We start from the raw sequence: 14,950 nt of genomic DNA, 5'->3' as shown, positions 1-14,950 counted from the left end.
AACCCAAACGCAAAGGGCCCGGCAGTTTTGCCGGGCCCTTTGACTTTAAAGCGCTGCTTTGAACAGCTGTGTCAGGTTTTCTTTCGTCAACTCAATCGGGTTGCCCCCGCAAGAGGGATCAATGACCGCGCCTTCCACCAGCTCGGGGATTGACGCTTCGGTGACCCCCAGATCAGAAAGAGTGCGCGGGATGCCGAGGCTGTCGTTGAATTCCTGCACAAAAGCGCGGAAGCCTTCAAAGCCACCATCAATGCCCAGATAAGCCGCTGCCTGCTGGAACCTGTCGGCGATGGCGGGGGCGTTGAACTCCAACACAGCGGGCATACACACCGCGTTGGTCGTGCCGTGATGAGTGTTGAACACCGCACCGATCGGGTGGCTCATCGCGTGGATGGCACCCAGACCTTTCTGGAAAGCTGTCGCGCCCATGGCTGCTGCGCTCATCATCTGGGCGCGGGCTTCGATGTCGGTGCCGTCGGCATAGGCGCGCGGCAGGTACTCTTTCACCAGGCGCATGCCTTCCAACGCAATGCCCTGACTCATCGGGTGATAGTGCGGGCTCGAGAAGGCTTCAACGCAGTGCGCAAATGCATCCAGACCGGTACCTGCGGTGATGAATTTGGGCATTCCCACGGTAAGCTCGGGGTCGCAGATCACCGCGGCCGGAAGCACTTTGGGATGGAAGATGATTTTCTTGGCGTGGGTTTCCGAGTTGGTGATGACGCTGGCACGCCCCACTTCTGATCCGGTCCCGGCGGTGGTCGGGACCGCAATGATTGGGGCGATCCCGTCCGCGTCTGCTCGGGTCCACCAGTCGCCGATATCCTCAAAATCCCAAACTGGGCGGGATTGGCCTGCCATAAAGGCAACCATTTTACCAAGGTCCAGACCAGACCCCCCGCCAAAGGCGATCACCCCGTCATGGCCGCCCGCGTTATATGCTGCGATACCTGCCTCAAGGTTCTTTTCGTTCGGGTTGGGATCTACGTCGCTGAACAGCCCACGGCCCAAACCGGCAGCTTCCATAATGTCCAGCGTTGCAGAGGTGATTGGCAGATCGGCCAAGCCCTTATCGGTGACCAGCAGAGGTTTTTTCATACCGGCTGCGGCACAGGCTTCGGGCAATTCCTTGATGCGTCCGGCACCGAATTTGATTGCGGTCGGATAAGACCAGTTTCCAACAAGTGACATGTCAGGTTTCCTTTGTAATGTGCAACCTGTCCGGGCGAGGGCGTAAGACCCGAGCAGGCCGTCGTCTTTAGCCCGTGACCTTCTTAAGGTGGTAGGATTTGGGACGGGTGAGATTGTGGTACCCAATGACCGACAGACCGCCGCCGCGCCCGGTATTCTTGCATCCGGTCCAGCACAGGCCAGGGTCCAGATAATCCGCACGGTTCATGAATACCGTGCCGGTCTCGATCTGGTCGCCCACTCGCGCTGCGCGATCTACATCACGCGTCCAGAGGCTGGCGGTCAGGCCAAATTCACTGTCATTCATCAGCGCGATTGCTTCGTCATCCGACGAGACCTTCATGATACCCACAACCGGTCCAAAGCTCTCATCCCGCATAACGCGCATGTCATGGGTCACATTGGTCAATATCTGAGGGGTCAGATAAGCGCCGCCATCGTCCTCAGGTAAGGTTTCGATATGCGCTACCGCGCCTGCTTCAACCGCCTCGGAAATCTGAGCGCGCACTTCATCAGCGAAACGGACGTTGGCCATGGGTCCGATGGTCGTCTCAGCGTCCAGCGGGTTGCCCAGCTTATATCCCTTCACGATCTCCACGGCCTTGGCGACAAAATCGTCATAAAGGCTTTCGTGCACATAAATCCGCTCGATCCCGCAGCAGCACTGGCCCGAGTTGAACATCGCGCCATCAATCAATGTATCGACGGCGGCATCCAGATCGGCATCTTCCATGACATAGCCCGGATCCTTGCCGCCCAGTTCGGTGCCGACGCCGGTAAAGGTACCAGCCGCCGCGCGCTCCATCGCCTGGCCGCCACCGACCGAGCCGGTGAAGTTCACCAAGTCAAACGCATTGCCCGCGATCAGGTCATTGGTAACGTCATGGCTGAGGAACACGTTCTGGAACACATCTTCAGGCACACCGACTGCATGGAAGGCTTGCGCCATACGTTCCCCCACCAGCAGGGTCTGCGTGGCGTGCTTCAGGATCACCGTATTGCCCGCGATCAGTGCAGGGGCAACAGTGTTGATCGCTGTCATGTAGGGATAGTTCCAAGGCGCCACCACAAACACGACCCCGTGTGGAATGCGCTTGATGTAACGCCGAAACGTTTCGTCCTCGCCTACCGCGATATCAGCCAGAGATGTTTCTGCAATCTCCGCCATATGGCTGGCACGTTCGTTGAAGCCGCCGAACTCGCCACCATAACGCACCGGGCGGCCCATCATATGCGCAAGTTCTGGCACGATCTCATCATTCATCGCGCCAACAGCGGCCACGCCTGCCATGACAAGATCAATCCGTTCCCGCAGCGGACGCGCCGCCCAATTTGCCTGAGCGGCGCGCGCCCGGCCTGCAACCTCAAATGCCGCATCCCGAGACAACACGTCTCGTTCCGCGAAAACCGATCCATCAATCGGCGAGACACATTTCAACATCTGCCCCATGTTCACTCCGTATAGAAAGAAAGCAGGATCCCTGCTTCATCTGGCTAAAAATACCTCGGGGGTCTGGGGGCAGAGCCCCCAGCCAGCCCCCCTAAGCGCGTTCGAAACCGCGTGCGACTTCCCAGTCAGTCACCACGCGCTCGAATTCCTCGATCTCGACTTCAGCGGCACGTGTGTAGTGGTCGACGACTTCATCTCCCATGGCCGCCCGCAACATGCCCGAGCCGTGCAACGCATCCCGTGCGGCACGCAAGTTGCCTGGGATCATACCGGTTTCACCCTGATACACGTCGCCCGTGGTGGGCGCTTGCAATTCCAACCCTTCCTCAATGCCTGCGATCCCGGCGGCCAGCATCCCGGCCATTGCCAGGTAAGGGTTCATGTCCGAACCCGGGATCCGGCATTCCACCCGCACTGCCTTGGTACCGTCCCCGCACAGTCGGAAACCGGCAGTGCGATTGTCCACTGACCAAATGATCCGCGTTGGTGCGAAGGTGCCCTTCATAAAGCGCTTGTAGCTGTTAATGTAAGGGGCCATGAAATAGGTGTAGTCGGCAGCATATTTCAACAAACCTGCCATGTAGCTCTTCATCAGAGCGGACATACCCAAGTCATCTGCTGCGTCATAAAACGCAGGCGTTCCATCTGACCAAAGCGATTGATGGACGTGGCTAGAACTACCCACCTTCTCATGGTGCCATTTCGGCAGGAATGTCGCGGCATGGCCATGCTGCCAGGCGATTTCTTTCACGGCATTCTTGGCGATCGAATGATACTCGGCCGTGTCCATCGCAGGCGCGTATTTGATGTTCAACTCTTCCTGTCCGGTCTCGGCTTCGCCCTTGGTGTTTTCGACCGGAATGCCCGCGTCCCACAAGTGATTGCGGATCGGGCGCATCACATGTTCTTCTTTAGTGGTTTGAAGAATGTGATAATCTTCGTTGTAGCCCGAGATTGGCTCCAGATCGCGGAACCCTTCCTTGCGGATCTGATCAAAGCTTTTTTCGAACAGGAAAAACTCCAGCTCGGTGGCACACATCGCGTCATAACCCATGGCCTTCAGGCGATTGACCTGACGTTTCAGGATCGAGCGCGGTGCGTGCGGCACTTCTTCATGTGTGTGGTGATCCAGCACATCGCACATCACCATGACTGTGCCCTCAAGCCACGGAACCGGGCGCAGCGTGCTCAGATCGGGCTTCATGACATAGTCGCCATAGCCGCGTTCCCAACTGGTCGACGCATAGCCGTCCGGCGTGGCCATTTCCAGATCAGTGGCCAAAAGGTAGTTGCAGCAATGCGTTTCTTCCCATGCGCTCGCCACAAAGTGACCTGCATGAAAGCGTTTGCCCATCAGTCGTCCTTGCATGTCGACCATGCAGACCAATACCGTATCCACCGTACCTTCAGAGACTTGCGTCTTCAGATGTTCGAACGTGAGCATGTGCCACCTTTTTCTTTGCCGAGTTTAACTTTCGGCTATTCGTCGTGATTGACCCGCCCCTTAAGGGGCAGGTCAGGCTTGCAGCAAGTTAGCCGTAGCGATAAGGCCGTCCAGCCTTGAGCATGTCGGCGTTGTATTGCTTGAAGATTTCAACGACCTTCGCTTTCGTCTCTGACTCGGCTGCGATCTCGTCCCAGAATGCAACGGCCGCCGCTTCGACAGTTGCCCATTCTTCGTCCGGAATTGACGTCAGCTGCATCTTGTCGCCGTTGACGCGAAGGCTGGCCTCGCCACCCCAATACCACCACTGGCGATAATAGTGCGACTGATCGGTGCAGACGCGGAACAAGGTTTGCAGGTCTTCCGGCAGCTCATTCCAGCGGTCCATATTGGCGAAGAATGAGCCCGCCCATGCGCCCGAGATGTTGTTGGTCAGGAAGTAGTTGGTCACATCCGCCCAACCCACGGTGTAGTCTTCGGTGATCCCTGACCACGCGATACCGTCCAGCTCGCCGGTTTGAACCGCAACTTCGATGTCTTCCCATGGCAGTGTCACCGGCACGACGCCAAACTGGCTCAGGAAGCGGCCCGCTGTCGGGAAGGTAAAGACACGCTTGCCCTGCAGGTCAGCGAGGCTGTTGATCGGGTCTTTGGTCGCGAAATGGCACGGGTCCCAGGCACCTGCCGAGATGTGCTTGACGCCAACTTTAGAATACTCGGCGTCCCAGATTTCGTTCAGCCCGTATTGATTGAACAGAACCGGCACGTCCAGCGAGTAGCGCGAGGCAAACGGGAAGTAACCGCCGAACACGGTGACTTCGGTCGGCGACGCCATCGAGTCGTCATCCGACTGCACTGCATCGATCGTGCCGCGCTGCATGGCGCGGAACAGCTCGCCCGTCGGGACCAGCTGGTCTGCATAGAACAGCTCAATCTGCATCCGATCACCGGCGATGGTGTTGAACATCTTGATGGCCGGATCGATCACGTGTTCGGCCAGCGCCGGGCCTGCATAGGTCTGCATCCGCCATCTGATCGTTGATTGCGCCAGTGCAGGTGTCGCCAGCGCTGCTGCGGGCGCGGCTGCTGCGCCTTTCAGAAATGTACGTCTGTTTGTCATTCTCTCTCTCCGTTGGTCAGTTTCAGCAATGCGGGGGATACCCGCGATGCCCCGGTTTGGTCCGGGATCATTTGTTGTAAACATACTCCGGCAGCCACAGCGCGATCTGCGGGAAGGTCATGATAATGGCCAGTGCAAGCGTCATCACAATCACGAAGGGCAGGATCGACCCGTAAATGTCACGCAGTGAAATCTCCGGTGGCGCCATCGCGCGCATCAGGAACAGATTATAGCCGAAGGGCGGTGTCATATACGCGATCTGGGTCGTGATCGTGTACAGCACGCCATACCAGATCAGGTCGAAACCCAATGCCCCCACCAGCGGCACGTATAGGGGGGCAACGATGACCAGCATGGCGGTGTCGTCCAGAAAAGTACCCATCAGGATAAAGCTGAGCTGCATGAAGATCAGGATCACCCAGGGGTTCAGGCCCAGACGTTCGGTAAACAGATTCTCGATCGCACGCACAGCGCCCAGCCCATCGAACACAGCGCCAAAGGCCAGTGCCGCGAGGATGATCCACATGAACATACAGGTGATGCCCAGTGTTGACCGCACCGAGGTTTCGAAAACCTCGCGGGTCATTCGGCCCTTCAGCACCGCAGCGATAAACGCCGTCAAAGCGCCGATGGCCGAGCTTTCAACCAGCGAGGTCCAGCCGTTCACAAATGGCACCATCATCGCGGCAAAAATGCCCAGCGGCAGCAGACCGGCACGCAAGAGACGCAGTTTCTCTGCCATAGGAACATCACGTTCTTCCGCTGATAAAGCAGGACCCAAAGCTGGGTTAATCCGGCAGCGGATCACGATGTAAAGGATGAACATCGCAGCCATCATCAGCCCGGGCAGAAGCCCCGCCAGCCAAAGCTGACCAACCGGTTGACGGGCGATCATTGCGTAAAGAACCAAGACCACCGAAGGCGGCACAAGGATGCCCAGTGACGATCCGGCTTGTATCACCCCCGTCACCATCTTCTTGTCGTACCCACGTTTCAGCAATTCAGGCAGCGCAATCGTTGCGCCAATGGCCATACCTGCAACGCTTAGACCGTTCATGGCCGAGATCAGAACCATCAGACCAATCGTGCCAATAGCCAGACCGCCGTTCAGCCCGCCCATCCAGACGTGGAACATCTTGTACAAGTCGTCTGCGATTTTGGATTCGGCCAGCACATAGCCCATGAAGATGAACATCGGCAGCGTCAGCAGCGGGTACCATTTCATCAGCTTCATGGCGGCGGAAAAGCCAATGTCGTACCCGCCACGATCCCCCCAAAGAAACAGCGCTGCCATAACGGCGACAAAGCCGATGGCTCCAAAAACGCGCTGCCCTGTCAGCAACATCAGCATCATGGTCGAAAACATCAGGATGGCGATCATCTCGTATGACATCAGATCACCTCGCGCGGGATGTCATCGCCCTTGAGGCGTAGTATATCTTTGAAGAGTTCCGAGATGGCTTGAAGCAACATCAGGAACAGCCCCACAACCATGATCACCTTGATTGGCCACAGGTAAGGACGCCATGCGGTGGGACTGCGCTCGCCATATTGCAGCGAATAACTCAGCGAGTCGTAGCCGCCATAGATCATCACACCCAGATAGACGATCAGGAAGAACACCGTGATCGCATCGGTCCAGGCCCGCCGACGGTTCGACCATTCACTATACAGCAGGTCCATACGGACGTTCGATCCCATCTGAATGGAATAGGGGCCGCCGAGCACATAGTAGGCCACCATCGCAAACTGGGCCATTTCAAGGGTCCACAGAGACGGCAAAAAGAACGTCTTCGAGATCGAGGACCAGAGCAGAATGCCCATCATGACAAAGATGCCATACATGACCACACGCCCGATCCAGCGGTTCGCGCGATCAATGACCGCCACATATCTCCGCATGAATTTCATTGAGATACTTTCTCTGTCATGCTGTGGCCTCGGTGTTCGAAAAGGCAGAAATGACGGATTGCAGGATCGGCGCGAGCTGCCCTGCCATTCGGTTCACACCCGCAGGAGTGTCGATCAGGTCATTGCGCACCTCGATCATGACATTGGGCAACCCGCGTTTGATCGCGTGTTCCTGCAACGTATGCGTGACGCCGTCAGAGGCTGAGTAGGGTTCGTTCAGCGCGACCTTCAGCCCGGTGCCTTGCGCCTGTTGCAACATGATCCGGGCCGCGCGGTCGTCTTTGTCATGCAATATACCCAGCTCAACCGAGCGCGTCTGTCCCTTGTAGATCGGGGTGAAGCTGTGGATCGTGATGACCACGGGCGGCTCGTTTCTTGCGTTCAAGGTGGACGACAAAAGGTGTCGGAATGGGTCATACACATCCCGCACGCGCTGGGTGCGCTGTGCCGCCGTCAGATTCGTGTTTCCGGGTACTGAAAACACTTCGCTGAGTTGCGGCATGGCGTCTTCACGTTCCGGCGGGCGGTTGCAATCATAGACAAGGCGACTGACCCGAGAATGGACCAATGGCGCGTCCAGCGCACCCATCAACTCAACCGAAAGCTCCATTGCGCCAATATCCCATGCAGCATGGGACCGGGCCGCCTCCTCATCCAAACCCAGGCCGTGCAAAGCGGCGGGAATAAAGCGACTGGCGTGTTCGCACACCAAAACCGCATTGGCGCTGCCGCGTGCATTGAGCAGACGTGCAGCCGGTGCCTCGACGGTTTGTAATAAGGATGACTCGGAATCGTGATGCATAGGTAGCATTTGTTACAGCAGTTTCCCAACTGTCAAGAAAATTACTGTAGACAAAATTACAGGTGAGAATATTCTGTAACAAACATAAGAAACGAGGGTGCCGATGGCCACCGTTGTGAAACTTGTCAAACAGCGGATTCAGGATGAACTGGACGACCTGACCCGATCAGAGCGCCAGTTGGCGTCTATCCTGTTGCAGGATTATCCGATGGCAGGGCTGCAATCGATCACCAAGCTGGCAGCTGCTGCGCAGGTCTCGACCCCGACCGTTATCCGTATGGCCCGCAAGCTTGGGTTCGATGGGTTTCCGGACCTGCAGGATGCCCTGCGCGAAGAAGTGGCAGCGCAGATCAAGAAACCGATCTCGAAACGAGATGCCTGGGTTGTCGATGACGATGCCGAACACCCGACAACGCGCTTTGCGCAGGCCGTCTGGACAAACATGCGCCACACGCTGGAGCGTCTGGACAAAGAGATGTTTGACACTGTCGCCCAGTTATTGGCTGAAACGGACCGGCATCTTTATGTGGTGGGTGGCCGCATCACCCGATCCAACGCGGATTATCTGTTCAATCACATGCAAATCATCCGTCCCAACGTGACCATGCTGGGCAATTCAGCCAATGTTTGGCCGCAGTACCTTTTGGACATGGACGCGTCCTCGGTCCTGGTGATCTTCGACATTCGGCGATACGAGGCGCATCTGGAAAAGCTGGCCCAGGTTGCCTCGAGCCGGGGCGTAACAGTTGTGCTGTTTACCGACCAATGGGGTTCACCCATCGGAAAGACCGCAAATTACACCTTCCACGCGTTGGTCGAGGCCCCTTCAAGTTGGGATTCGACGATAGCGCTGCAGCTGATTTCAGAAACTTTGATTGCAGAAGTGCAAGAGGCCCGGTGGGAGGAAAGTAAGGAACGGATCGAGGAACTGGAGCAGTTTTTTTCGTCAACCCGGCTATTCCGCAATCAGGATTGAACGATCGAATCTGATTAAGCGCTTTGGTGCAAAAACGGTGGCACAAAATTTGCCACTTCCTGCTTGACGCGCACCTGTGCATGACTTAACCAACGCAAACCATTTGCGGGTATAGCTTAATGGTAAAGCCCCTGCCTTCCAAGCAGGCTATGTCGGTTCGATTCCGTCTACCCGCTCCAATCACCCTTACTTTTCTGCGTCAAATGGCCCTTTCGGGTGGCTGATCCATGTCGTGATGCTTGACCAGAAGGGCGGCTGAGGCCAAGAAAGCGTTCACTTTCTAGCGTTCAATCCATAAGGGCCCGACATGGCAAGACAGACCGCCAACATACCAACTCAAGCCGCTGCCCCCGGTGCCAGCGAAGAGCGGGCCCGCTCAAAGAAAATTGGGGTACTGGCCTCGCTCTGGCCTTTCATGAAGCCGTACAAGCTTTTGATGATCGGCGCGACTCTGGCGTTGATTCTGACCGCAAGCATGACGCTGACCCTGCCACTTGCAGTGAGGCGCGTGATCGACAACTTCCGTATTCAGGATGGCGAACTGCTGGATTGGTATTTCCTGGCGGCACTGGGTATCGCCGCTGTTCTGGCTGTGGGCACCGGCATCCGGTATGCGCTGGTCACGCGGCTGGGCGAACGTGTAGTGGCCGATATTCGCAAGGCCGTGTTCGACCGCGTGATCGCGATGAGCCCTGAATTCTATGAACGCATCATGACCGGCGAGGTGCTCAGCCGGATCACAACGGACACCACCCTGATCCAATCGGTGCTCGGGTCATCCGTGTCGATCGCGTTGCGCAACATGCTGATGTTCTTTGGTGGGCTGGTTTTGATGCTGCTGACCTCGGCCAAATTGACCGGGCTGGTGCTTTTGTTGATCCCGATTGTCGTTGTTCCGATCCTGGTTCTGGGCCGCCGTTTGCGCGTGATCAGTCGTGAAAATCAGGATTGGATCGCAGCCTCGTCCGGAAATGCAGGTGAGGCATTGGGCGCTGTTCAGACCGTGCAGGCTTTTACCCATGAAAAAGAAAGCCGCAAGCAATTCGGAGAGATGACCGAAACCTCGTATGTGGTCTCGTTGCGTCGCATTCAGACCCGTGCGATTCTGACGGTCATCGTGATTTTCTTGGTCTTTTCTGGCATCGTCGGTGTCCTTTGGATGGGCGCCAATGACGTACGAAACGGTGTGATGACCGAAGGCGTTCTGGTGCAGTTCGTGATCTATTCGATCATCATGTCAGGCTCGGTTGCGGCCCTGTCAGAAATCTGGAGCGAACTTCAACGCGCGGCCGGGGCGACCGAGCGTCTGGTCGAACTTCTGAATGCCGAAGACACCGTGACCGATCCTGCCAAGCCCTTGACCCTGCCCAAAGATGTTAAAGGTGAAATCCGGTTTGAAGATGTCAGCTTCCGCTATCCAGCGCGCCCCGATACCGTCGCGCTGGATCATCTGTCGCTGCAGGTCAATCCGGGCGAAACTGTCGCGTTTGTCGGACCGTCAGGTGCAGGCAAGACGACCGTCATTCAATTGATCCAACGCTTCTATGATCCCAATTCGGGCCGTGTCACGTTGGATGGCCATGACCTGCGAGAGCTGGATCGGGCAGATTTCCGTGCCCATATGGCTCTGGTTCCGCAGGACCCTGTGATTTTTGCCGCCTCGGCCCGTGAAAACATCCGCTTCGGGCGTTTGGATGCAACCGATGCCGAAGTTGAAGCCGCGGCTCGTGCAGCCGCCGCACATGAGTTCATTGCGGCCTTGCCGGAAGGGTATGACAGCTTTGTCGGTGAACGCGGTGTGATGCTGTCCGGTGGGCAAAAGCAGCGCATTGCCATCGCCCGTGCCATCCTGAGAGACGCGCCGGTTTTGTTGCTGGACGAGGCGACCTCGGCTCTGGATGCAGAAAGCGAACGTGCGGTGCAGGGCGCGGTAGACCAGATGCGCGCCGGGCGCACGACGCTGATCGTCGCGCATCGATTGGCAACCGTAAAAAAAGCCGACCGTATCGTCGTGCTGGAAGAGGGTCGTATCGTGGCGCAAGGCAGCCATGATGATCTGGTTTCTCAGGACGGGCTGTATGCACGTCTGGCCCGGTTGCAATTCACCGACGGTGTTGCCGCAGAATAAGGGTGACGCACGGGCATTTTCCCATTCGCCGTAGCGTCATTCTACATTTTACCCGTTGTCACAGCTAAGCCCTCGCTTGCGCGTGGTCGGTTTTGATCCCATCTTGGAGGCGAACAACAAGCCCGCGCGAAATGCGGGAGATCATACGGGAGGAACCACATGGCTTTTGTGGGATTGGAAGACAAAACGCGCATGGAACAGGAAATGCCGTGGGAGGATCGGGATTTACCCGTCACCTTCCATCAGCTCTTGTCGCGCACGGCAGAGAAGTTTCCCAACCACAATGCCATCAGTTTTCAACTGTTCTCGGGGCCAACCGACAAGGCCGAGACCCTGACCTGGTCGCAACTGCAGGGCAAGGTTAACCAGGCGGCGAACCTGTTCCGTTCGCTGGGCGTTGGCGAAAAAGATGTAGTGGCCTATGTGCTGCCAAACTGTAACGAGACGCTGATCACGATGATGGGCGGAGCGGTAGCCGGGATCGTGAACCCGATCAACCCGCTGCTTGAGCCGGAACAGATCGCGGCCATCCTTCGCGAGACCGGCGCCAAGGTTGTGGTGACGCTGAAATCGTTCCCAAAAACGGATGTGGCCCAGAAGGTGGAAGAGGCTGTGCGTCACGCCCCCAAGGTCAACACCATTTTGGAAATCGACCTGAATCGTTATCTTACGCCACCCAAATCCTGGCTGGTGCCGTTCCTGCGCCCAAAGATGGGTGACAAGGAAAAACTGGCCCATGCGAACTACAAGAACTTTAATAAAGAGCTGGCCAAGCAGCCGACCACGCTGACGTTTGAAGACAGCAAGGAAGACCGCGTTGCCTGTTACTTCCATACGGGTGGTACGACGGGTATGCCAAAAGTGGCGCAGCACAAGTATTCCGGCCTCGTCTATAACGGCTGGCTGGGTCACACGCTGTTGTTTGACGAAAACGACGTCATCATGTGCCCGCTTCCCATGTTCCACGTCTTTGCGGTGCACGTGATTATGATGGCGGCCGTGTCCTCGGGCGCACATGTAATCTTCCCGACACCGGCCGGGTATCGCGGAGACGGCGTTTTCGACAATTTCTGGAAGCTGATCGAACGCTGGAAGGTGAGCTTTATCATCACCGTACCCACCGCTATTTCGGCCAAAATGCAGCGCCCGGTCGATGCCGATATCTCAAGCGTGAAAACGGCCTTCTCTGGCTCGGCCCCGCTGCCGGTTGAGTTGTTCCGTCGCTTTGAAGAAGCCACGGGTGTGAAGATCGTTGAAGGCTATGGCCTGACCGAGGCCACGTGTCTGGTGTCGTGCAATCCTGTGGATGGTGAGAAAAAGATCGGATCGATCGGTATTCCGTTCCCCTATACGGATGTAAAAATCCTGCAAAGCGGGCCGGATGGACCGGTCGAATGCGGTACGGATCAAATCGGAGAAATCTGTATCTCGAACCCCGGTGTCTATGCGGGCAACACCTATACCGAGGCCGACAAGAATGTCGATCTTTACTATTACGACAAGTATTTGCGCACGGGTGATCTGGGGCGGTTTGACGAAGACGGCTATCTGTGGATCACGGGTCGCGCCAAGGATCTGATCATTCGCGGTGGCCATAACATCGACCCAGCCGAGATCGAAGAAGCGCTATTGGGACATGAAGCTGTCGCGTTTGCAGGTGCCATCGGTCAACCAGACGCGCATTCCGGTGAAGTGCCATGTGCGTTTGTCGAACTGGTCGACGGGGCGTCGGTCACGGAAAAAGAGCTTATGGACTACTGCAAGGTTCATGTACATGAACGTGCGGCGCAGCCCAAGCATATGACCATTCTGGACGAACTGCCGAAAACTGCGGTTGGTAAGGTCTTTAAGCCCGATCTGCGCAAGCAGGCCATCACACGTATCTATAATGGTGCGCTTGAGGCAGCTGATGTTTCGGCACGTGTTGTTTCAGTGATCGACGACAAAAAGCGCGGTCTTGTCGCGCAGCTTGACGCGAACGGATCTTCGGAAGACGATGTCTCAAAAGTGCTGGGCGCATTTACCCAGCCATGGGAGTGGTCTGAGTAAGCCGGAGGGACAATGGACTATGAACGCCTGATTGACGAGGAAACCTGGGCGTTCATACGTCGCACGGCTGAAAGCTATCCCGATGATGCGGTTGATCTTTCAATTCAGGATCAGCGTCGCGTCTATGACACCATGTGTCAGGATTTCCGACAACCTTGCCCTGCGGGTGTAGAAACACAGGATCAGGCGGCTGATGGCGTTCCGGTCCGTATCTACACCGCCGGGCAACCCACCCGAACTATCGTCTATTTCCATGGTGGTGGGTTCGTTGTGGGTGGGTTGGACAGCCATGACGATGTCTGCGCCGAACTGTGCGCCCAGACAGGGTATCGTGTTGTTTCAGTTGACTACCGGCTGTGCCCGGAACACGTGCATCCTGCGCAGTTCGAGGACTGTTGGACGGCGGTGAATTGGGCGGCGCGTGAATATGGTGACCCGCTGATCCTGGCGGGAGACAGTGCCGGTGGGAACCTTTCCGCTGCCGTTGCCCATCACGCGCGTGGGCGATTGGACGGCATCTTAGGACAAGTGCTGATCTATCCGGGGCTTGGCGGCGACCGTAGTCAGGGTTCATATCTTGAACACGCCCATGCGCCATTGCTGACATTGGACGATATCAAGTTCTATGAGACCGTCCGATGTTCAGGTGAACAGCCGCAGAACGACCCGACCTACGCGCCCTTGCAGGACAGCGACTTTTCGAACCTGCCCCCGACTGTGGTTGTGACGGCCGATTGTGACCCGTTGCGTGATGACGGTCTGAACTACTGTCAGCGAATTACCGCAGCAGGGGGCCAGGCCCATTGGATCAACGAGCCTGGCCTTGTGCACGGCTATCTGCGGGCACGGACCTCGGTAAAACGCGCTGCGGAAAGCTTCGAACGTATCTCGGTCGCTGTCGAAGCCCTGGGACAAGGGATCTGGTCTTACGACTAAAAATTATCTTGGTGCAAAGACGCTTTCGCCTTATCGCAGGAACACTTCGCCTTTCATCGTCTCTGCAATGGGGGCACCCATTCGGCTCAGGATTGTCGGTGCCAATTGCAACTGGCTGATGACGGTCTCTGCGTCAGGTCCTTCTGCGTCGCCGAAGTAATACAGTGCTGTTTCCTGTTGCAACGGGCCACGACCGCCGTGATGGCCGCGCTCGTCCTGCCCGTGATCGGCGGTTACGATCACATCATATCCCAGCTGACGCCAGCGGGGTATAAAAGGGGCCAGCATCTCGTCAGCGACAAAGCAAGCATGATCCATTTCTTCGCAATCGTGGAAGAAACGGTGGCCCATACTGTCCAGCGTGCAGGTGTGAAGGATGCCATAGTCCAGCCCGAAGCGCAGGCACAGATTGGTAAGTGTCCCATACAGGTCCACGTCGGATGGCGTCATCTGGTTGTCTTTGCCATATCCCGTCATGCTGTGGAAACGACCATGGTTGATCGTCTGGCTTTCGGGCTCGTCATATTCAATGTCACGGACATAGTCGAACGGGTGGCGGTTGAAGAACTGGGACCAGTAGCTATGCGTTACTGCTCCGGTTACGCCGCCACCTTCGCGAACCTGACTGAATACGTCCTTGTGGCTCAAACGAAAGACGTTGCCGTTGCCGGTGCAGCCATGTTCCTGCGGTGTCACACCTGTGTGGATTGACGCATAGCAGCTGGCCGACGTCGAAGGCAGCACGGCCCGCAACTTCCAAACCCGTGCGTCGCCACTGTCGACCCAGCCTTCCAGATTGCCAAACAAACGACGAAAATTGCGGTAGGGGACGCCGTCAAGAATGATGAGCAGAAGTTTGCGGTCCATGCCCGAGCCTTTCAGTAAATTCTTCAGCCGAGCCTAGGAGATTCGCGGCCCTATACGCGACTGTTCACGCCCCCAA

At 56.8% G+C, this 14,950-nt stretch carries 12 protein-coding genes and 1 tRNA gene; 5 read left to right on the top strand and 8 right to left on the bottom strand.

Annotation, left to right across the window (positions count from 1 at the left end; genetic code table 11):
- Positions 1-45: 45 nt before the first annotated feature.
- The 7 genes from GS646_RS12240 to GS646_RS12210 all read right to left on the bottom strand — a co-directional run bounded on the left by GS646_RS12240 (position 46) and on the right by GS646_RS12210 (position 7,918).
- Complete coding sequence (locus tag GS646_RS12240; RefSeq protein ID WP_171646601.1) at positions 46-1,191, bottom strand: iron-containing alcohol dehydrogenase; 1,146 nt, start codon at positions 1,189-1,191, stop codon at positions 46-48.
- A gap of 67 nt (positions 1,192-1,258) precedes the next feature.
- On the bottom strand, positions 1,259-2,641 hold the full coding sequence (locus tag GS646_RS12235; protein WP_171185170.1) for an aldehyde dehydrogenase family protein: 1,383 nt from the start codon (positions 2,639-2,641) through the stop codon (positions 1,259-1,261).
- A gap of 91 nt (positions 2,642-2,732) precedes the next feature.
- Positions 2,733-4,085: a glutamine synthetase family protein gene (locus GS646_RS12230; RefSeq protein ID WP_171185169.1), complete on the bottom strand. Its 1,353-nt coding sequence runs from the start codon at positions 4,083-4,085 to the stop codon at positions 2,733-2,735.
- A gap of 88 nt (positions 4,086-4,173) precedes the next feature.
- Positions 4,174-5,205: a TRAP transporter substrate-binding protein gene (locus GS646_RS12225; RefSeq protein WP_171092576.1), complete on the bottom strand. Its 1,032-nt coding sequence runs from the start codon at positions 5,203-5,205 to the stop codon at positions 4,174-4,176.
- Positions 5,206-5,272: 67 nt separating this feature from the next.
- On the bottom strand, positions 5,273-6,598 hold the full coding sequence (locus GS646_RS12220; protein ID WP_171185166.1) for a TRAP transporter large permease subunit: 1,326 nt from the start codon (positions 6,596-6,598) through the stop codon (positions 5,273-5,275).
- On the bottom strand, positions 6,598-7,116 hold the full coding sequence (locus GS646_RS12215; RefSeq protein ID WP_171185164.1) for a TRAP transporter small permease subunit: 519 nt from the start codon (positions 7,114-7,116) through the stop codon (positions 6,598-6,600). The genes GS646_RS12220 and GS646_RS12215 overlap by 1 nt, the downstream gene beginning before the upstream one ends.
- A 16-nt stretch (positions 7,117-7,132) precedes the next feature.
- Positions 7,133-7,918, bottom strand: coding sequence for an N-formylglutamate amidohydrolase (locus GS646_RS12210; RefSeq protein WP_171185162.1), 786 nt, complete (start codon positions 7,916-7,918; stop codon positions 7,133-7,135).
- Between the two features lie 103 nt (positions 7,919-8,021).
- Between GS646_RS12210 and GS646_RS12205 the strand changes: the two genes are divergently transcribed.
- From GS646_RS12205 to GS646_RS12185, 5 genes are all read left to right on the top strand, one after another.
- Entirely contained in the window at positions 8,022-8,894 is an 873-nt protein-coding gene (locus GS646_RS12205; protein WP_171185160.1) for a MurR/RpiR family transcriptional regulator, read from the top strand.
- A 105-nt stretch (positions 8,895-8,999) separates the two neighbouring features.
- Positions 9,000-9,073 (top strand) — tRNA-Gly (locus GS646_RS12200).
- Between the two features lie 128 nt (positions 9,074-9,201).
- Positions 9,202-11,022, top strand: coding sequence for an ABC transporter transmembrane domain-containing protein (locus GS646_RS12195; RefSeq protein WP_171185158.1), 1,821 nt, complete (start codon positions 9,202-9,204; stop codon positions 11,020-11,022).
- A gap of 159 nt (positions 11,023-11,181) precedes the next feature.
- Entirely contained in the window at positions 11,182-13,071 is a 1,890-nt protein-coding gene (locus GS646_RS12190; protein WP_171185157.1) for an acyl-CoA synthetase, read from the top strand.
- A 12-nt stretch (positions 13,072-13,083) separates the two neighbouring features.
- Positions 13,084-14,007, top strand: a complete 924-nt coding sequence (locus GS646_RS12185) for an alpha/beta hydrolase (RefSeq protein ID WP_171185155.1) — start codon at positions 13,084-13,086, stop codon at positions 14,005-14,007.
- A 30-nt stretch (positions 14,008-14,037) separates the two neighbouring features.
- Here GS646_RS12185 and GS646_RS12180 read toward each other — a convergent pair whose 3' ends face one another.
- On the bottom strand, positions 14,038-14,874 hold the full coding sequence (locus GS646_RS12180; protein WP_171092558.1) for an alkaline phosphatase family protein: 837 nt from the start codon (positions 14,872-14,874) through the stop codon (positions 14,038-14,040).
- Positions 14,875-14,950 lie beyond the last annotated feature (76 nt).

It is taken from the genome of Ruegeria sp. HKCCD4315 (assembly GCF_013112245.1).
Classification (GTDB): Bacteria; Pseudomonadota; Alphaproteobacteria; order Rhodobacterales; family Rhodobacteraceae; genus Ruegeria.
This window is presented reverse-complemented; position numbering and strand designations above follow the sequence as displayed.